This is a genomic window from Tenacibaculum soleae, assembly GCF_001693415.1.
Classification (GTDB): Bacteria; Bacteroidota; Bacteroidia; order Flavobacteriales; family Flavobacteriaceae; genus Polaribacter; species Polaribacter soleae.
The window spans coordinates 276,484-297,524 of sequence record NZ_MAKX01000001.1; the positions used below are offsets into that span (position 1 = coordinate 276,484).

Genomic DNA, 21,041 nt, shown 5'->3' on the forward strand with positions numbered 1-21,041 from the left:
TATTGATGTCTTCAAATCATAGAATTAGTCGCGCTTTTAAACAAGCTAAAAAATTACCTTTAAATAGCCAATCAAAATATATTTTATTTTCAGATTGTCATAGAGGTGATAATAGCTTTGCTGATGATTTTTCTCACAATCGTAAAATATTTCATTATGCACTATCGCAATACTTACAAAAAGACTTTACTTATATTGAATTAGGAGATGGTGATGAACTATGGGAAAATAAGTTTGTGAATATCTTTAATGCCAATAAACATGTGTATCTTCTTTTAAAAAAGTTTCACGATAAAAATCGCTTACATTTAATATGGGGAAATCATGATATGGACTATAGAAATCCTAAAAATGTAAGAAAAAACTTAAATTACTATTATGATGTTATTGATGGAAAAGAAAAAGAATTAATGATAAATATTTCTTTTTCTGAAGCCATTCGACTAGAACAAGAAGATAAAAAATCAATTTTTTTAATGCACGGTCATCAAGCAGATTGGTTTAACTATAATTTTTGGAAATTAAGCCGCTTTTTAGTTAAAATATTATGGCGACCATTACAACTTATTGGTATAAATGATCCTACAAGTCCTGCTCAAAACTTTAAAGAACTTATAAAAGTTGAAAGCCGTATTGAAAAATGGATTAAAAACAACAATAATCAAATGACAATTACTGGTCATACACACCGCCCTAGGTTTCCGTCTCAAAACGAATTACCTCATTTTAATGACGGTAGTTGTGTTCACCCTCGATGTATAACTGGTCTTGAAATAGAGAACAATAAAATTACGCTTATCAAATGGCATCTTGCCACTAATAAAAATGGAACAATGCAAATTACAAGAACCATTTTAGAGGGCCCCGCGTCAGTAACTCAATATATTTAGGTTTAAATAACCGTTTATTAAATTACTATTAACATTAAGATAAAAGAAAAGAAATACTTTTGACACTCTTCTTATAAGAAACAAAGCCATTAGATAAATATTAGTTTTTGTCGACTATTTTATTAGGCTAACTGCCTTTGGCCGAGGCAGTTTTTTTAATTTAATATCCTGTTAACAATAAGTTAACATTAGTGTTAGTTATTTGCAGCGACAAAAACTAATAAACATCACTAATGAAGCTTAAAACAGCACTTACAATTGTAAGTATGTTTGCGATATCTTGTATGTATGCGCAGCAAAAAAACACTCCTAAATTCGGAAAAGGACTATTCAATTTAATAGGTAAAGATAGTACTTGGTCGATGAATATCGGAGCAAGAATGCAATTTTTAACCATCGCCAAATGGGATTCTCATGCAGATGGACTTTCAAACCCGTCTTCTTCATTTCTAGTAAGAAGAGCTCGATTAAAGTTTAAAGGTTTTGCTTACTCTCCTAAATTAAAATACAAATTAGAACTTGGCTTATCTAACAGAGATATTGGCGGAGCTTCAGAATTTACAAACAACGCTCCTAGATATATTTTAGATGCAGTTATCATGTGGAATTTTTACGAAAATTTTGAGCTGTGGGTAGGACAAACTAAACTACCAGGAAATAGAGAACGTGTGGTATCTTCTGCAAATCTTCAAATGGTAGATCGTTCTTTATTAAACAAACGATTCAATATTGATAGAGATATGGGCTTGCAATTAAGACATCATTTTAACTTATCAGATGACTTTATTGTGCGTGAAGTTTTATCCATCGCACAAGGAGAAGGTAGAAATGTAACTACAGGAAACCTTGGAGGACATGAGTATACTGCTCGTATTGAGGTTTTACCTTTTGGTAATTTTACTAGCAAGGGCGATTATAAAGGTGGAGATTTGAAAAAGGAAAAAACTCCAAAGTTAGCTATTGGTACTAGTTATGATTTTAACAACAATGCTGTTAAAACAAAAGGTAACCAAGGATCGTATATGGTACTAGATACAGGTGAGATGCACAAAACAAATATTACTACCCTTTTTGTTGATGCAATGTTTAAATACAAAGGCTTTTCTTTTATGGGTGAATATGCTTATAGAGACGCCAAAAATCCTTTTGCAGTAAATTCCGATGACTCTATCGCTAGTATCGTTCAGGTTGGTAGTGGATTAAACCTACAAACCGGATACTTGTTAGGTAAAAACTGGGAAGTTTCTGGACGTTATACAAACATTAGCTTAGATAAAAAAACAACTGGTAAAGGTGCTGAAAATCAATATACTTTAGGGGTATCTAAATACATTGTTGGTCATAAATTAAAAGTGCAAGCTGATGCTAGTTATTTAGATTTAGGCCTTGGCACAAATGAGTTAATGTGCCGCTTACAACTTGACATCCACTTTTAAAAAAGATAACATAAACCTAACATAAGCACTAACGTAGTGTTTGTAAATTTGCAAAAAAAACAAAAATAAAAAATGGGAGATCCATATATTTTAATGCTTGTCGCCTTAGCTATTTTAGCTGTCGTTGACTTAGTCGTAGGAGTTAGTAATGATGCTGTTAACTTTTTAAATTCAGCAATCGGTTCTAAAGCCATTAAGGTGAGGAACATCATGATAATTGCTAGTGTAGGTGTATTCTTTGGAGCGATTACCTCTAGCGGAATGATGGAAGTAGCACGTAAGGGGATTTTTAATCCAAATATGTTCATGTTTCAAGACATCATGTTCATATTTATGGCAGTAATGATTACTGATATTTTATTATTAGATATCTTTAATTCATTAGGTATGCCAACCTCAACAACAGTATCTATTGTATTTGAATTATTAGGAGCAGCAGTTTGTATTTCACTAATAAAAATCTCATCAAGTGACTCTCAAACAATCTCAGATATATGGAATTATATCAACCATAAAAAAGCAATCGAAATTATTAACGGTATACTACTATCTGTTGTTGTTGCCTTTTCTGTTGGTGCTATTGTTCAGTTTATATCTAGACTAATATACTCTTTCAATTTTGAAAAAAGAGCAAACTATATAAACGCTTTATTTGGAGGTTTTGCAATTACTGCTATAACTTACTTTATTATTATAAAAGGAATGAAAGGAACCCCTTTTTATAAAGATATAAAGCATTTAATAGAAGGAAACACACTATTAATTATTGCTGGAAGTTTTATGGTTTGGAGTTTAATTTCTCAAGCATTAATTAGCTTCTTTAAAGTAAACGTTTTAAAATTAATTATCGGAGTAGGTACATTCTCTTTAGCAATGGCTTTTTCTGGTAATGATTTAGTAAACTTTGTTGGTGTACCAATTGCAGCTTGGAACTCATTTCAAGCATGGGAAGTTTCTGGCGTAGCCGCCGACGCTTTTTCAATGGGAATATTAGCTAAAAAAGTACCTTCAAATGTTTATTTATTATTATTTGCAGGTGCTATTATGGTAGTTACATTATGGACTTCTAGTAAGGCTCAAAATGTAATTAAAACTGGTATTGATTTATCTAGACAAGGTGAAGGGCACGAAAAATTTCAACCAAACCCATTATCTAGAATAGTTGTAAGAATTGCAATGGGTATTAACACAGGTATTTCTAAAATATTCCCTGCGAAAACACTTGCTTTTGTTGACACTAAATTTCAAAGACCTGTAATTGAATTACCAAAAGATAAAACTTTTGAAATGCCAGCCTTTGATTTAGTAAGAGCTGCTGTTAATTTAGTTGTTGCAGGTATTTTAATATCAATAGCAACCTCTATGAAACTACCATTATCTACAACGTATGTAACCTTTATGGTTGCTATGGGTACTTCTTTGGCTGATAGAGCTTGGGGACGTGAAAGTGCCGTTTATAGAGTTGCAGGAGTAATTAATGTTATCGGCGGATGGTTTTTAACTGCATTAACTGCATTTTTAGCCGCTGCCCTTGTAGCCTACTTAATTAGCTTTAACATGGTAATGATTCCTATTTTATTATTAGTAGTAGCACTTTTAATAGGTAGAAATACATTAAAGCACAGAAAAAAATCGAAAGAAGTAAAAAAACAAATGCATTTTGAAAGAGCTGAATTAATTACAATTAATGGAGTGATTGAAGAAAGTGCTGATCATATTGCTGAAGTTGCGGCTCGTGTAAATAAACTATACACTAGCGTTGTTAACGACTTAGCAAACCATGATTTAAATAAATTGCGTAAAACTGATAAGCACGTTGCTAAGTTAAATGATGAAATTGACGAATTAAAAGATGGAGTATTCTACTTTATTAAGTCTTTAGATGACACATCTGTCCAAGCAAGTAGATTCTATATCTTAGTATTAGGATACCTACAAGATGTTGCACAATCTATTAGTTATATCTCTAGAGCAAGTTTTAAACATGTAAATAATAATCACAAAAATCTAAAGAAAGGTCAATTAAAAGACTTAAAAGAAATTGACAACACCCTTTCTAAATTATTAGATGATATTAGTGCTACTTTTGAAAACAGAAGTTTCGATAATTTAACAACTATTATTAACGAAAAGAAAGAATTGTTAAAAGATGTTGCTGCATCTATCGAAAAACAAGTAGCTCGTATTAGAACAGATGAAACAAGTCCTAAAAACACCACTTTATACTTTAGTGTTTTAATTGAAACACAGGACTTAGTCGCTGCTCTTATGAGTTTATTGGAAACCTATGAAGAATTTCATATAAGTAGTAAAAATGTATAATTTTTACTTAAAATAATAAAAAAACCGAGTGAAGATTTCACTCGGTTTTTTTATTAACTAAACTTTCGTTTTACTTTTTCATTGGTCGTATTAAACCTTCTTGTGCTACTGAAGCTACTAAAACACCTTGCCTTGTATAAATATTACCACAAGCAAAACCACGAGCCCCAAAAGTGTTAGGGCTTTCAATTGAAAACAATAACCAATCATCAAAATCAAAATCGCGGTAAAACCACATAGAATGATCTAAACTTGCCATTTGTGTATTCCCAAAATTAGCTACACTAGCATTCGGGTTTAAGCAAGCCGTTAAAATATTATAATCAGAAATATAGGTTAAAATTTGTTGCTTTAAAGCTAAAGACAATCCTTCTGAATTTCCTTTTAACTTAAACCAAACATCAACTACAGGTGGCAAATCCTTTATATCAAGTGGATTTACAATGTGTACAGGTTTAAAATCTATCGGTCTTTCAATACTTAAAAAACTTTTTAATTTTTTAGGCAAAAAATCACCAAATTGATGTAACATATCTGTCCAACTTAATAACTCTTCAGGTTGCTTTAAGTCTTTTTTAATAGACATTTGATGCTCATGCCCTTCTTCTTTTTTATGAAAAGAACATGCCAATATAAAAATTGTTTTATCGTTTTGATGCGCTGTAACACGACGAGTAGAAAAACTACCTCCATCACGAATAATTTGCACATTATAAGTTATTGGAACTTCTAAATTTCCTGCTTCTAAAAAATATGAATGTAGTGAGTGTAAAACACGACTTTCTTTAACAGTTCTATAAGCTGCATTTAACGATTGTGCTAAAACTTGTCCTCCAAAAACATTTGGACTTCCAATATCTCTACTAATTCCGTTAAAATTATTGTTTCCAACAACCTCTAAGGTTAGTATATCTAATAATTGTTGAGTATTCTTCATTTTATAAATTAGCTTATGCTATTAATTCTTTATTTTAAACGGGTGCTTTTCTTTAAATTCAGAAGGTTGAATTCGTTTTAAAAACAAACTTAAAATACGATTTGTTATTGTTTTTTTATGTCGCAAATAAATAGTTAAATCTTGCGGAACAGCACCTACCGAACTTTTTATTTCACTGGCTGTTCTTCCAAAGTTTATCATAGTTACTTTTTTTTGGATTCCTATTAAAATATAATCATAGAGCATACGCTGATATATAGCGTATTCTTTATTAAGAGCATAATCTATCCCTACAAAATGTGCGTCTAATGAGTTTTTGTTAAAAACACCTGATGAAAACCCTACTAGTTTATCCTCTAACCAATAGGCCCTTAAAAAATAAGCAGCTCCTAAATTATCTTTTAATACTTTATAAGTATTGATATTAAAATCTCCTAAATTAAAGCTTGATTTAGTAGCAACCGTTTTATATAACGTTTTCATTTCTGGCAATAAATCTTTAAGTCTTTCTGCAGTAATATCCTCAGTTTTTAAAGCCTCACTTAACTTTAAAGCTTTTTTTGCTTTTACTCTAAATTTTGTTTTTAATGCAGATAAATAATCATTAAAACCTATCCAAACATGCTCTAACCTTAAAACCATATTAGGTTCTACATTAAATGAATTATAACCTTCATCATGCAGTTCATCAGTAATAAACAATGATTCCTTTTCAAAATCTTTTAGCATAAAAAAATCGACTTTATTCTGAGGTTTTAGTTTAGTAAAGTCAATAATCGCCTTAGCAATTTTTAAAATTATCTCATTTTTATTCTGATCATCTTTTATAAAAACGCCGTGTTCTCCACTTACAAAAGTATTGCCACAGGTAAGTATTTTAAAAGGTTTTTCTGGCGATAAAATTCTTAATTTTCTTCCAACACATTTTATCCATTCTACAATAGATTGCATGTTGTTTTGAACACTATCTAAATAAAAATCTACTATTTGAACTGTAGCAATTGCTACCGCTTTAGTCTCTTTAAATAGAACAATATAAGCGAATTGTATCTTGGGGTGTGTTTGCTGTAATGCTGCTAAATATTTAGGATTATAATATAAATTTTCTGTGCAATTTAATTCTTGCCAAACTTTATTTGGTATATCATTAACTGCATAAAAATATTTAACATTCAAAGTATGCTTTGTACAAGATAAAAAATTCACCAACACCTTTTTATTTTGGATGTAAATTACTAAAAGTTTATGTAAACAATATTACATAACTCCATTATTCCAAACTGGCACCTTTAAAAGCTTACTAATTTTCATCATATCACTTAAAATATACATTTTATCTCCATGATTTAATAAGTTATATCTAATACCTTTATTTGTTATTAAATTTAACTCGTATGAAAAGTAACCTCCGGACGAACCACTTCCGGATGAAAATTTTTGCAATACTTGTAATGCATATACTTGTTGAAATTGTAAAATTTCGCCTCCAATAATAATTTTTCTTTTTCGAGTATGTATAAATACTTTTGGTGAAAACATGAACAACAATACTAAACCAATTAATAAAAAAGGGCCTCCAGAAGTAAAAAACAATTTTCCGCCTTTCATAAAAGTAAGTGGAATATCGTAAATATGATAATACTCATAAAATGAAATCACAACATAATTTAATCCTATCAAGAAAAAACTCCAAGCAAATATTTTTGTAAACGAACTAGATGTTATTTTATAACCTTGTGCTGTTTTTTTATATACTTCACTCGCAAAATTACTAGCAGAGTTTTCTAAAGCATCCCACGATATTTGTTGGCCAATTACATCATTTGTTGGGTCGTCAAAAACAAAATCTATTTGTTTGTTTTTAGGAGATGTTTTCTTTCTATTAGAGATATAACTTGTTAACACCATACCAATTCCCATAAATGCTAAAACAAGTAACATTCCTCCTGTTTTATAAAACAGAAATTGCTCGTTACCGTAAACCTTTTTATGAACAGGCACAGTTATTTCTAATTTTTTAAGTAAATGCTTCCCTTTTGAACTTAGTTTTTTTTCTTGTCTTAAAGAATCTAACCTGTAAATGTCTTTTTGAAGCGTTATTTGATTATTATTATACCTATCGTATTTTTTTTCTAACTCAGGTACAACTACAAAAAATATAATTCCTAAAGGAATTAATAAAAAAAGCCAAGAACTTTTTAATGCTATCTTATTCATTCTGTTTTTTTATAAACTTTTAAAATTCCTTTAGATTATTTATATTTAAGCTTCATTATTACCAAAAATAATGAAGATACAGCTGTTATACTATTCGCTAAAATCATAGGTGTACTTTTTAAATGGATTCCATAGATTAACCACAGTACAATACCTATAAAAAACACAGAATACATTACTAATGATAATCCTTCTGTAGATTTTGTTTTCCATGTTTTGTATACTTGCGGTAAAAATGACGCTGTTGTTAATGTAGCTGCTAACAAACCTAATACTTCATAAAAATTATCCATAGTATTTATTTTTATCAAAAAAAAAAGGAAGACTTTTTAAATTTCAAAAAAAGTCTTCCTTTTATACTTATCTTTATTTTTATCCTACAATATTAATAATTTTACCAGGCACTATAATTATTTTCTTAGGCTCACGTCCTTGTAATTGTGCTTGAGTTCTTTCTTCTGACATTACTATTTTTTCAATTTCATCTTTACTTAAATCTAAAGACAAGTCTAACGTAAAACGCATTTTTCCGTTAAAAGAAACTGGATATGTTTTAGAACTTTCTATTAAGTGAGAGGCTTCAAATTTAGGAAAATCAACTGTAGAAATAGATGTTATATGACCTAACTGACTCCATAGTTCTTCAGCAATATGTGGTGCGTAAGGTGAAATTAGCACTAATAAAGGTTCTAAAATTGCACGCTTATTACATTTTAACGCTGTTAACTCATTTACTGCAATCATAAAAGTAGAAACCGAAGTGTTGAATGAGAAGTTCTCAATATCTTCTGCTACTTTTTTAATTGTTTTATGTAAGGTTTTTAACTCATCTTTCGTTGGTTCAATATCAGTAACAAGTGTTCCTTCTTCACCAATGTATAATTTCCATAATTTCTTTAAGAAAGAATACACTCCTGAAATTCCCGAAGTTTTCCAAGGTTTAGTCTGCTCTAAAGGACCTAAAAACATTTCGAATAAACGCAATGCATCTGCCCCAAATTCTTCACAAATTAAATCTGGATTAACAACATTGTATTTTGATTTCGACATTTTTTCAACTTCTCTATAACATACAAATTGTTTGTCTCTACCAAAAACAAAGTTTGCCGTTTTAAAGTCGTCTCTCCATTCTTTTAGTTTGTCAATATCAACAATTATATCTCCATCAAGCGTGCTTACATTAATATGAATTGGTCTAAAAGTTAATGATTTCTCATTCTCTGCAGTTAAACCTGATGCTATTAATTGTTTATTTCTTCTTGTCCATAACTCAGCATCTTTTTCTGTAATTTGATTTTCTCCTTGAAAATAATCTGATGATAAATAAATATTTTTAGTTTTCCCTTCAAATAATGCTTCATATACAAAAGCTGAAGTTCCTAAAATCATTCCTTGGTTGATTAGTTTTTTAGCAAATTCATCAACTGGCAAAGCACCTTTATCGAACAAGAATTTTTGCCAAAAACGAGCATATAATAAATGTCCTGTTGCATGCTCAGAACCACCAATATATAAGTCTACTTGCTTCCAGTAATCAGCAGCTTCTTTACTTACAAACTCTCCTTCATTGGTTGAATCCATATAACGGTTAAAATACCATGAACTACCTGCCCAACCTGGCATTGTGTTTAGTTCAAGAGGAAAAACAGTAACTCCGTTTATCTCATCATTACTAACAACTTGAGATGTTTCAGTATTCCAAGCCCATTCAGTTGCGTTTCCTAACGGTGGTTTTCCATCTTCGGTTGGTAAATACTTTTCTACTTCTGGTAAAACGATTGGTAAGTGTTTTGCGTCAATCATTTGTGGCATTCCTTCTTTATAAAAAACAGGAAAAGGTTCTCCCCAATAACGCTGACGGCTAAATACAGCATCACGTAAACGATAGTTTATTTTTCCAAAACCAAAACCTTTTTGTTCCATTTCGTAAATCGCTAATTTCATCGCTTTTTTGTACGATAAACCGTTTAAGAAATCAGAATTTGCAATTTTAGTTCCTTCTTTATCTGCATGCGCAGCCTCAGAAATATCTACATTTTCAAAAACATTCGGAATCTCTAATTCGAATTTTTTTGCAAAATCATAATCACGTTGGTCTCCACAAGGTACTGCCATAACAGCACCTGTACCGTAGCTTGCTAACACATAATCTCCAATCCAAATTGGTACTTTTTTTCCTGTAAACGGATGTAAAGCATACGCGCCGGTAAAAACCCCTGAAATCGTTTTTACATCAGCCATTCGTTCTCTTTCAGAACGTTTTGAAGTAGCTTTAATATAATCGTAAACCGCTTTTCTCTGCCCTTCAGATGTAATTTTTGCTACCAACTCATGTTCTGGTGCTAAGGTCATAAATGACACACCATAAATAGTATCAGGTCTAGTAGTAAAAACGTCAATTTTATAATCGTTTTCTACTATCGTTTCTTCAACTTCAACAGTTGATTTTTCAATTGGTTTTGCAAATTGAATTGTATCATTAATTTTAGATACTGCGCCTAAAACATTTTCTAATACTTCTTCGTTTGTAAAACGCACTACGTGAAACCCTTCACTTGTAAAGTAAGCATCTCTTTTTGCTTCATCTTCCTTACCAGAAAATTCTACAATAATATTTTTTGCTAAACATACATAGTCTACTAAATAAGAACCGATAGTATATTTTTTTCTGAATTTAGCAGCGCCTTTTTTATTTTTTAATTCATTCCAAAGTACTTCTTCTGCCTTCGAAAGATTTAAACGCATTTCTTTAACCGCCTCTAACTCTTTAAATGACAGTTTTGCACCTGTATCTGAAACTTCTAAAGGAGCTACCTTAAAAGTTACCATGGCTCCTTGACTTCTTCCAATCCAATTGGTTTGGCTATCTTTTAAAGGTTGTGGCCAATCGATGTTTTGTAGCCCGTCTAACAAACGTTGTGCGTATGCCGAAATTCGCATAGACCATTGGGTCATTTTTTTACGAATAACTGGATGACCTCCACGTTCTGAAACTCCGTTTATAATTTCATCATTTGCCAATACTGTTCCTAATTCTGGGCACCAGTTTACTTCGGTATCTGATAAGTAGGTTAAACGGTATTGTAATAAGATTGCTTCTTGTTCTTTGGTTGAAAATGCTTTCCATTCATCCGCAGAAAAAATAGTAATATCTTCATCAGAAACAGCATTAACTGTTTCGTTTCCTGCTGTTTCAAAAACAGCAATTAAGGTTTCAACATCTTCTGCCTTATCGGTATCTTTATTATACCAAGAGTTAAATAATTGTGTAAAAATCCACTGTGTCCATTTATAATATTCTGGACTAGACGTACGAACTTCACGAGACCAATCGAAAGAAAAACCAATGGTATCTAATTGTCTTCTATAAGTGGCAATGTTTTCTTCGGTGGTTTTTGCTGGGTGCTGCCCTGTTTGAATAGCATATTGTTCTGCTGGTAAACCAAAAGAATCATATCCCTGCGGATGCAATACATTAAAGCCTTTATGACGCTTATAACGCGCGTAAATATCTGATGCAATATAGCCTAATGGATGCCCTACATGTAGTCCTGCTCCTGATGGATAAGGAAACATATCTAACACATAATATTTAGGTTTTTCAGATTCATTACTGGCTTTAAATGTTTGGTTATCTGCCCAAAACTGTTGCCATTTCTTTTCTATCTCTTGATGATTATATTGCATTGTATTTCTTTTAAGAAGCTGCAAATTTACGGTTATTGTGTGGAACAATAAAGCGGATCCCTTTTTTAAATAAAGGCATAAAAAAAAGTGCAAAGAAATGTTTGCACTTTTTAATAAAAGTATATTTTTTGCTTCTCAAAAGAATTTATTTTTTATCCCTTTACAGGTACTGATACAATTGTTTTTCCCCAACCAAAATACATGTTTGCATTATTATCTTCTCCGTCAAAAACGACTGAAAAGGCTTCAATTGATTTTTTTGATTTAGAAACTTTACCTGCTACTCTAGCAACATCTTCGGTTTCATTATAAAAATAAGATCCCCAAACATTTTTAGCAGTACTTAAAATCACTGTCCATTCTTTGTCTCCTGGAATTGTGAATAACGTATATGTTCCTGCTTTTACATCTTTCCCTCCAAAATTAACATCCTTGTAAAAAGTAATTTCAGCTGCCTCATTAGCACCTGTTCTCCAAACTTTTTCATTTGGTGCCAATTTAGAAACTTTTCTCCCTTTTAATTGTGGGCGACTATAAACTACTTTCACTAATTTATCTGAAACTCTATAGCTACTTGGATATGCTGCTGCATCCATTGGGCTTTTATCTAATCCAGCAAAACTTTGTGCAACTGCCTTATTTGTAAATACAAGTGCAATTGTAAATATAAAGATTGATACTACTGATTTTTTCATAATTATGTATTTTAATTTATTTATACTTATCGTTAGTCTTTTTGAAGCAGTAAACTTACAATCTTTTCTCTTAAATTATATGGATTTTATCTTAATTACTAAATTTTAAAGCACGGAGTTTCTCATATAAAAAGATCAAAACTACACTAAAACCAAACATAGGAAACACAATTGAAAGTCCTATAATCAATACTATATTACTTTTAGTTAATTTAAATTTAGTAGACACCTTTGGTACCCCCCAACTTCCTTTTTGCTTTCTATAAATATAAGATATTATAGCTGCCAAACTCATGGCGGTTAAAGCAATTGCTATGCCAAACATTAACCACCAATTCCAAGCTCCAAACTCTCCTTGATGAAATGCCATAACCCACATGCGTCCTCTCATTAAAAAACCAACATCACTCCAAGTATGTTCTTTAACTAATTTACCTGAATACTGATCAAAATGCAACATTTTTTGAGCAGCTAAAGGAAAGGTTTTATTAGAAACACTAAAGGTACTTTTTGCTGACTTTGGAAATCCTAAACTAATTACACCTGGTAAGTTTTGTTGCTTGGCTATTGCAACCATCTCTTCAATTGTAATTCTTTTTTCTTTTAATGTAGATGTTAACCCTCGTCCGCTCCATGTTTTAGGATACCCTGTATTGGTTACTTTCTGCACCCATTTAAAGTTGCTTCCAAAAGCATCTGTCCAAGGAAAACCTCCAGCTAAAATAACTAATAATAAAATAGATATCCAAAAACCAGTTACAGCATGCAAATCTCTATACAAGGTTCTTCTTCCTTCTTTAAATCGAATAACAAAAGCTCCCTTTATTCCTTTAGAAAAAGGCCACCAAATATACAGTCCTGTTAAAATTAAAACAACCATCCAACTAGCAGTTAGTTCTACGATTTTTGTTCCAACTTTACCTCCTAATAATTCTCCATGAAGTTTTCGAACAGTATACATCCAAGTCTTTTTAGCACTGAAACTTCCAGAAACTTTACCCGTATATTTATTTACAAAAACACTTTTTTTACCACCAAATCTTCCTGAAATAAATTCATTACCTTTTGTAACCTCATTATTTAGAATTAATGTATTTGGTTTCTTTTTTAAATACTCCTTTGCATTTTCATATTGCTTTTCATAAGAAACCGTTATAGCCTGAGTACTTTCTATACTTTGAATATTAGCTATTGCTTCTTTTTCTACATCTGGTTTAAATAAATAAATTGCTCCCGTTATAGAAAGCACTAATACAAAAGGTAATGAAATGATTCCTGCAATAAAATGCCATTTCCAAAACCATTGATTTAATTTTTTATCTTTTTTCATTGTTTGAGATTGAATTCCTAATAATACTTATCATTTTGTATCATTAAGAATAATAGAATAAATTAATTATTAAAAATTGTATTTAACCCCTCCATAAAAAGAAACAGGTGCTCCTACACTATATTTAACCGAACCATAGCGATATGAAGCCCTTGTTGAATATAATTTATCAAATAGATTTAAACCTTGTGCCCAAATTTCAAAATTCCTATAAGTATAACTTGCCTTTAAATTAATAAGATGATGACCATCATATACTGTAGTTTGCCCTGATTGACCATTTACTATAGCAGCTCCTTCAAAACTTGAATTATATTTACCTAATTGCTCGTGCTGTAAGGTTAACAATAAGTTCGTTATGGGCTTGTATTTTAAAGATGTTGAAGCAATATATTTTGGTGCGATTGGCATTGCGGTATTAGAACGATCTATAGTAAAATAGTTTCCTGTTTTTCTATCTTTAGCAGCCTCTGTAAAAGTTATGTATTTATGGCTTGCATAACTACCATTGTAATCAAATTCTAAATTATCCGTTATTTTCCAATTAAATCCTAACTCAACACCTTGCGAACGTGTTTTTCCTGCATTTTGAGATAAGTAATTCCCTGCATCATCAGAAGTCGTAACAAAACGATTTTTACCATCTAATCGATAAATAGCAAGATCTAACTTAATATTTGAGTTTAATGTTGCATAGGCTCCAACCTCAAAATTATTAAATTTTGCTGGTTTTAATTCATATAAGTCACCATTTAAACCACTATTTCTAAATAATGAACCTATTTGAGGTGGTGTAAATCCTTTTGAATAATTAGCATATATACCTGACCTTTTATTAAAATTATAGTTTAACCCAATTTTTGGCGCAAAATTATTGTAAGTAACTTTTTGGTCTTCAACTCCAGAAGCCCCCTCATCTTTATTATCATAATCATAACTAAAACCATCGTAGCGAATGGCAGCAGTAAATTTTAGATTATTAATAGGTGATATTTCAAATTGTGCATAACTCGCATAGTTTAATATATCTGCATCGTAAAACATTTTATAATTGTTTGTCACGTCATAATCAATAAATTTTTTGGTGGTAGCATCGTACGTAACTCTAATTTGTTTCGCATAATATTCTTGTGGCGAATAATCTACTGTTCCTCCTACAATTAATGATGCATCAGCAAAATTGAAATCTATTTTATGTTGAATTAAACCTACAACACTTTTAAACTTATTAGAATTAATTTCACCAAATTCACTTCTTGTAGATATTCGATACGATGGAATTTGATTCATTTCATTATTGCGATAAATAAAATTGAATGAGGTTTTATTATTATCATTCCAAATTTTATCTAATGTAGATCGAAAGCGTAGTGATCTTGCTTCTCTTTCTGCGAATGTATGATTGCTTTCATATTTACCTGCTAAATAATTTTCTTCTGACAAAGAACTTGACCCCATATCAGATCGAAAATCTATAAACGACACAGTGTTTGTCCATCGTAAAGATTCACTAAAATCATTTACATTTTTAAAAGTAATTGCAAATTTCTCATAATCTGAATGTTCAATTAATCCATTTACACGACGCACTTTATGTACCCCTACATAAAAACCATATTTATCTAATGCAGTTGTTGAAACCTCTGCTTCAATCTTTTGCAATCCTAATGAGTTTCCCTCTATACCAAATGACCCTCCAAATTCTTTTCTTGGATTTTCAGTAATAAAATTTATACTTCCTCCAATTGCTTCACTACCATAAATACTTGATGCTGGTCCTTTTAAAACCTCAACTCTACCAAAGGATGTGCTATTCATTTCTAAAAGCGCATTATGATTAAATACTGCCACAGGTCTAATTGGCAAACCATCTTCTAAATACAAGAATAATGCTTTGGTTGCGATTGGTGTACGAATGGCCATCATATGTTGTTCGTTACTTGCCGCCATTGATGAACTCATATATACTCCCGGAACTTGATTTACTAATTGATCAACTCCAAAAGCCTTTGTTTCTTCAATATCTTTTGAAGTAACAATACCAATAGCTCCAGGAACCTCAGTTCTTTTCTGCGACTCTCTACTTGCGGAAACAATAACTTCATCTAAACTATGTTGATCTTCTTCTAAGATGACTCTATTAAAATCGCTAATAAGTTTAATCGTTTTTGTTTTATAACCGACACTTGTTATCTGTACTGTTGATTTTTGTAATTTAATTATAAAATTACCTTCAAAATCGGTAGCAACTCCTTTGTTTTTATTTACTGTTGAAATAATAGCAGCTCCTACAATTGGATTATTATCCTTATCACTTATTTTACCTTTGTATTTAACCTGAGTAAACCCTTTATAAATAGGTATTAAAAGTCCTATTAATAAAATTATTTTTAATTTTTTCATCATGTTAAAAATTGTAATTGATATACAAACTTGTTCTATATTTTACCTCAATAGTTCCTTGCGCTAAATTTTGGTTGATTGGATACATTGCTAACCCACCAAATGTCATTTTTTCAGTATTATACTCAACCCCTATGTTTGTAAACAACGCGTGTCCGTTTGTATTTATCACCTGAATATTAAAGTTTTTGTTATGTGCATAAAACTCTCCTGACACACCTAAAGAAGGCACAAAAGCATGATTTTTATTATCTTTAAAAACATAAAAAAAAGTACTATTAAAATTAAACTGATTTCCGAATCTGTACTCTTTTTTATTGGTTGTTTTGTAATAGTAATTTAAGTAGTTTGTTATGCCGAATTTATTGTATTTGTAAACATATTGCATGTTTGCTATATAATCTACACTTCCGGTACCTAGTTGAAAGCTAGGATTGATACTATTGTATATTGCTGCATCATAGTTACCTGTTGGCAACTTTACTCCTACGCCAATTTTTAATAAGTGATTTGAAGAGGAAACCTTATCTGTTACTTCATTATACGCGCCATTTTTTTTATTTAAAATCGTATAATTGGAAAGCACTGTTATATCTCCAAGTCCATTTATTTCATTTATTTTATCTACATAATTTCTATTATGAAAATGAAAAGGAATAAAAACCTGTAGCTCTATTTTTTTTGCAAGAGGAATACGCGACCATACTTGAAGCGTATTAAATGTTTCGTTTATTATTGGTGAATTATTAAAAATTCCATCTCTCGATTCATATTTTTGATATAAATATCTCACTCCTACAAAATTATTATCAACAACACCTCCCATTCCTAAGCTTCCGCCATTATTACTACAACCACAGGCGTCGCAATCTTCTAAAAAAAGACGGTAATCGGCAGGAAAAGGATTTCTAGAATACATGACTATTGTTAACATGCAAAAAAGAAATGTATGTGTTTTTTTACTCAGCAAATCTTTTATCTTCAATAAATTCATCATCGGTTAATGTGTTTAAAAATGCTATAATTTTGTTTTTTTCATCTGTTGCTATTGAAATTCCTAAATTTCCATTAGCATGTTTTAATATGGGATCTAAATTTTGAGTTTCTTGTACTCCGTTTGCATAAAAATTAAGTACTGATGCTAACGATCCAAAACGACCGTCGTGCATATAAGGTGCCGTTAAAGCAATGTTTCTTAAACTTGGTACTTTAAATTTATACTTATCGTCTTCTACAAGTGTAACTCGCATTCTGCCTAAATCATTAATTGCTGGATTTATAGGCAATCCATTATTTCTAAAAGCATCATCGGTAAATAATGCTGTTTTATGACAAGTGGCACATTTACTTTTAAATAAGTCCAAGCCTTCTTTTTCTTCAATTGTAAAATTACCACCAGACTCGTGTCTAACATACTTATCGTATTTAGAGTTTGATGAAACCATCGTTATCATAAATTGCGACAAGGCTTTAAAAGTATTTTCTGTATTTATTTGACCGTCATCAAAAGCTTGATTGTATAATTTTTCATACATTTCGTCTTTTCGTAATTTTTCTAAAATACTGGTTACGGTTTCGCCCATTTCATCTGGATTTGTTATCGGAATAATTGAAAATAAATCTAAATGAAAGGCTGCTCCATCCCAAGAAAACTGTTTTTGAAATGCCATATTTTGTACTGGTGGCGCGTTACGTGTTCCCTTTCTATCGTCTACTCCATGGCTAAACTGATGCCCATGATGTGTAAATGCAAATTTTTGTTGATGACAAAATGCACAAGCAACGACTCCGTCGGATGACAACTTACCTTCATAAAATAGCTTTTTACCTAATTCGACACCTTTTTCGGTAAGCGGATTATTATTTAAAGTATACGTTACTTCGGGAAAGTTACTCGGTTTTACGAATGTTATTGGTACTTTTTCGTAAACTCCTTCATCATTATTACAACCAACAAAAACACACATACCTATTATTAATAGTATATACTTTTTCATCTATATAAATGTTTTTAAGTAATTGAAATAAACCTTAGAAATTTAAAAAACTTCTAAGGTTTAATGTGAGTTTAGTGATGAGAATCACTACCATTATGCACATGGTGTACCGAAAACATTTCCTTGTTATTTTCGGCAACTAACCCTGCTTTTTCTCCGCCCATTATCGTTTCTCCTTCAGAAAGTTTAACTTTATTAGCGCCGTCAAGCATTTTACTTGCATCAACTTGTATATGAATTTGTGGAGATTTATCATTGCTAACCAGTGCTGTTTCCATCGAAAGTGTTACCTCTTTATACAAATCTACCGTGGTCCCTCTGCTTGCAATATGTAACATAAAATTTTTCTCTTCAATTTGTGTAGCTGATTTAAAACCACCTTCTAAAACCACAAATTTATAACCAGCTTGCCAGCTCCAAGTTAAGCTGTAGTCCTCAGCTTTAGTCCAAAAATTTTCTTGCGCTGCTTGTCCTTGAATATATCTTTCTTGATCTACACCAATACCAAATTTTAGTTGAGTATACATCCCAGCAGGAACATCTTCTAACATTACTTTTACATTTTTAACTTTATCACCACCACCTTCGCTAATAATAAAATACCCCTTTTCTTTAGGGTATATAACCTCTTCACCACTTTCAGTAACTAAAACAAAATTACTTACGATATAATCAAAAGCGCTTATGGTTAAGTTTTCGTTATTACCATTAGTGTATGAAGTGTTTCCTAAAATTAAATCATCTCCTTTAAATGAGTTATCAAATTCTATTGAAATATTATTTTTTCCTTCTAAAGCCAAAGGAGTATTATCGCTACAAGACGCGAAAGTAAAGGCAATAGTAATTGCCAATAAAGTGATTGTTTTTTTCATTTTATACGTTTTTAGTGTTGACAAACTGTTTTATGTTTGTCAACTATTTTTTATTTGATCAAACTGCTTTATCTAAAAACTAAAATTAGTTCAGTTTTTTGTACTGTATTTTTTCTTAATTAAATTTTAAACATTTGCTTAAAATTTAACATTAGGAAACAAACAGAAGAATAGATAAATTGATCGAAATTCTATTTAATAAATAGCATGTTATACTCATATTATAAACACAAGTATAAATTAAGCCAACCGTTATAAATGAAAAGTATTTGGTGGATGAAATGTAGCAGATACAAACAAATAAGAATAGGTTTGTTTGTAAAAAAAATGAGTCTGGTTTATATGTTTCTTTTGTTTTTTATCTTTTAAACTAAGCAACTCTACAAAACCAATTGGGTAATCTTCAGCAACAATTCGTAAAGATCTAAAGTCATCATCTTGTTGTTGTTGTATTTTTTGCATTAATTGACATTTACCATTACACTGAAGTGCTGGTTTATCTTTATTTATACATAACACTTTTGATATATAGTCGTAGTTTATTGCATACTCTACAAAGGGAGCTATAGGTCGTAACATAGCGACCATGTACAATAAGATGAAAAAATATATACTTAGTTTTTGTAACAAAACTTATGTTTAAAAATACTTAGTACAAAGATAGTTTAAGTATTTTTTTTACTCAACTAAAACTTAAGAAAATACTATTTTAATTTATTCTAAATAAAGTAGTATATTTGCACCGAATTACATAAGTTATGATTGTATTTTATACTCAAAATAAAAAAGCTCTTCCTGTTGTTTCAATGCAACAAGAAGCCGTATGCACTTCTATTTGCACTGCTAACTGTATAAAACCTAAAAATAAATGCTGCAATAAGTACCAAAAAAAAGGCATCAACTGTAAGCGATGCCCTTTAACTTTTGATATTAAAATAGCTTCTTAATTACGCTACTTTTAATAAAAAATAACTCTTTTTTCCGCGTTGTAATAACACATATTTATCAGCAATTAAATCTTTTGCTGTAATTGTAAAGTCTTCTTTTACTTTTTCTTTATTTACCGATACCGCATTTTCTTTTAAAGCTCTTTTTGCATCTCCGTTAGATTTTAAAAAACTAGTTTTACCTGACAATGCATCAATCATTGATAAACCTTCTGAAATATCTGCTTTTAAAACTTCCGCTTGCGGTACGCCATCAAAAACATCTAAAAATGTTTGCTCGTCTAAACTCTTTAAATCTTCCGATGTAGATTTTCCGAATAAAATATTAGAAGCTGCAATTGCTTTGTCTAATGCTTCTTTTGAGTGTACAAAAGTAGTAACTTCTTCAGCTAATTTTCTTTGCAATGCTCTTTGATGTGGTGCTTCTTTATGTGTCTCAATTAATGAATTTATAGTAGCTTCATCTAAAAAGGTAAATATTTTAATATACTTTTCAGCATCCTCATCTGAAGTGTTTAACCAAAATTGGTAAAATTTATATACAGATGTTTTATCGGCATCTAACCACACATTTCCTCCTTCTGATTTTCCAAATTTAGAACCATCTGCTTTGGTAATTAACGGACAGGTCATTGCATATGCCTTTGCTTCTTCACCAACATTCATTCTACGCACTAACTCGGTACCAGTAGTAATATTTCCCCACTGATCTGAACCTCCCATTTGTAACAAACAGTTATGGTTTTTATACAAATGATAAAAATCGTATCCTTGAATTAACTGGTACGTAAATTCGGTAAAACTCATTCCGTTATTAGAATCACCAGAAATTCGTTTCTTTACAGAATCTTTCGCCATCATATAATTTACTGTAATACGTTTACCAACATCACGCGCAAATTCGATAAATGAAAAATTTTTCATCCAATCGTAATTGTTAACTAAAATTGGAGAGTTTTCAGTACCATTATCAAAATTTAAAAAACGTGCTAAAGTTCGCTTAATTCCATCAACATTTTTAGCTAAAGCTTCTTCATTTAATAAATTACGTTCGTCTGATTTTCCTGACGGATCACCAATCATTCCAGTAGCTCCACCAACTAAAGCAACAGGTTTATGTCCTGCTTTTTCAAGGTGTACAAGCAATATAATTGGCACCAAACTTCCTATATGCAATGAATCAGATGTTGGATCAAAACCAATATATGCTGCCGTCATTTCTTTTTGTAATTGCTCTTCTGTTCCTGGCATCATGTCGTGAACCATTCCACGCCAACGTAATTCTGCTACTAAATTTTTGGTCATTTT

Annotated in this window: 16 protein-coding genes; 3 read left to right on the top strand and 13 right to left on the bottom strand. The window is 30.9% G+C overall.

Features of this window, described 5'->3' with window-relative positions; translation table 11 throughout:
* Positions 1 to 5: 5 nt before the first annotated feature.
* From BA195_RS01225 to BA195_RS01235, 3 genes are all read left to right on the top strand, one after another.
* Entirely contained in the window at positions 6 to 890 is an 885-nt protein-coding gene (locus BA195_RS01225) for a metallophosphoesterase (protein ID WP_068701623.1), read from the top strand.
* Positions 891 to 1,123: 233 nt separating this feature from the next.
* Positions 1,124 to 2,326, top strand: a complete 1,203-nt coding sequence (locus tag BA195_RS01230; protein WP_068701625.1) for a porin — start codon at positions 1,124 to 1,126, stop codon at positions 2,324 to 2,326.
* 72 nt (positions 2,327 to 2,398) lie between these two features.
* On the top strand, positions 2,399 to 4,648 hold the full coding sequence (locus BA195_RS01235; protein ID WP_068701628.1) for an inorganic phosphate transporter: 2,250 nt from the start codon (positions 2,399 to 2,401) through the stop codon (positions 4,646 to 4,648).
* 70 nt (positions 4,649 to 4,718) lie between these two features.
* On the opposite strand, the gene BA195_RS01240 is transcribed toward BA195_RS01235, so the two are convergent.
* From BA195_RS01240 to tyrS, 13 genes are all read right to left on the bottom strand, one after another.
* A complete protein-coding gene (locus BA195_RS01240) occupies positions 4,719 to 5,585 on the bottom strand; it encodes an acyl-CoA thioesterase (protein WP_068701630.1) in 867 nt (288 codons plus the stop codon).
* 21 nt (positions 5,586 to 5,606) lie between these two features.
* Positions 5,607 to 6,761: a hypothetical protein gene (locus BA195_RS01245; protein WP_068701631.1), complete on the bottom strand. Its 1,155-nt coding sequence runs from the start codon at positions 6,759 to 6,761 to the stop codon at positions 5,607 to 5,609.
* An 81-nt stretch (positions 6,762 to 6,842) separates the two neighbouring features.
* Complete coding sequence (locus BA195_RS01250) at positions 6,843 to 7,802, bottom strand: hypothetical protein (RefSeq protein ID WP_068701633.1); 960 nt, start codon at positions 7,800 to 7,802, stop codon at positions 6,843 to 6,845.
* 35 nt (positions 7,803 to 7,837) lie between these two features.
* Positions 7,838 to 8,095: a SemiSWEET family sugar transporter gene (locus BA195_RS01255; RefSeq protein ID WP_068701635.1), complete on the bottom strand. Its 258-nt coding sequence runs from the start codon at positions 8,093 to 8,095 to the stop codon at positions 7,838 to 7,840.
* Between the two features lie 79 nt (positions 8,096 to 8,174).
* Positions 8,175 to 11,489, bottom strand: coding sequence for a leucine--tRNA ligase (locus BA195_RS01260; protein WP_068701637.1), 3,315 nt, complete (start codon positions 11,487 to 11,489; stop codon positions 8,175 to 8,177).
* 152 nt (positions 11,490 to 11,641) lie between these two features.
* The gene (locus tag BA195_RS01265) at positions 11,642 to 12,184 is read right to left on the bottom strand and encodes a DUF2911 domain-containing protein (RefSeq protein ID WP_068701639.1); all 543 of its coding nucleotides are present in this window, start codon (positions 12,182 to 12,184) and stop codon (positions 11,642 to 11,644) included.
* A gap of 91 nt (positions 12,185 to 12,275) precedes the next feature.
* Positions 12,276 to 13,514 carry a PepSY-associated TM helix domain-containing protein gene (locus tag BA195_RS01270; protein WP_068701641.1) on the bottom strand — a complete coding sequence of 413 codons (1,239 nt, stop codon included), beginning with the start codon at positions 13,512 to 13,514 and terminating at the stop codon, positions 12,276 to 12,278.
* Positions 13,515 to 13,583: 69 nt separating this feature from the next.
* Positions 13,584 to 15,920 (bottom strand): TonB-dependent receptor, encoded by a 2,337-nt coding sequence (locus BA195_RS01275; RefSeq protein WP_245662305.1) that lies wholly within the window; start codon positions 15,918 to 15,920, stop codon positions 13,584 to 13,586.
* Between the two features lies 1 nt (position 15,921).
* Positions 15,922 to 16,851, bottom strand: a complete 930-nt coding sequence (locus BA195_RS01280) for a transporter family protein (protein ID WP_141677637.1) — start codon at positions 16,849 to 16,851, stop codon at positions 15,922 to 15,924.
* A gap of 25 nt (positions 16,852 to 16,876) precedes the next feature.
* On the bottom strand, positions 16,877 to 17,914 hold the full coding sequence (locus BA195_RS01285; RefSeq protein ID WP_068701646.1) for a cytochrome-c peroxidase: 1,038 nt from the start codon (positions 17,912 to 17,914) through the stop codon (positions 16,877 to 16,879).
* A 71-nt stretch (positions 17,915 to 17,985) separates the two neighbouring features.
* The gene (locus BA195_RS01290) at positions 17,986 to 18,786 is read right to left on the bottom strand and encodes an MbnP family protein (protein ID WP_068701648.1); all 801 of its coding nucleotides are present in this window, start codon (positions 18,784 to 18,786) and stop codon (positions 17,986 to 17,988) included.
* Positions 18,787 to 19,038: 252 nt separating this feature from the next.
* On the bottom strand, positions 19,039 to 19,365 hold the full coding sequence (locus BA195_RS01295) for a hypothetical protein (RefSeq protein WP_084442997.1): 327 nt from the start codon (positions 19,363 to 19,365) through the stop codon (positions 19,039 to 19,041).
* 368 nt (positions 19,366 to 19,733) lie between these two features.
* On the bottom strand, positions 19,734 to 21,038 hold the full coding sequence (gene tyrS / locus BA195_RS01300; RefSeq protein ID WP_068701652.1) for a tyrosine--tRNA ligase: 1,305 nt from the start codon (positions 21,036 to 21,038) through the stop codon (positions 19,734 to 19,736).
* Between the last annotated feature and the right edge of the window lie 3 nt (positions 21,039 to 21,041).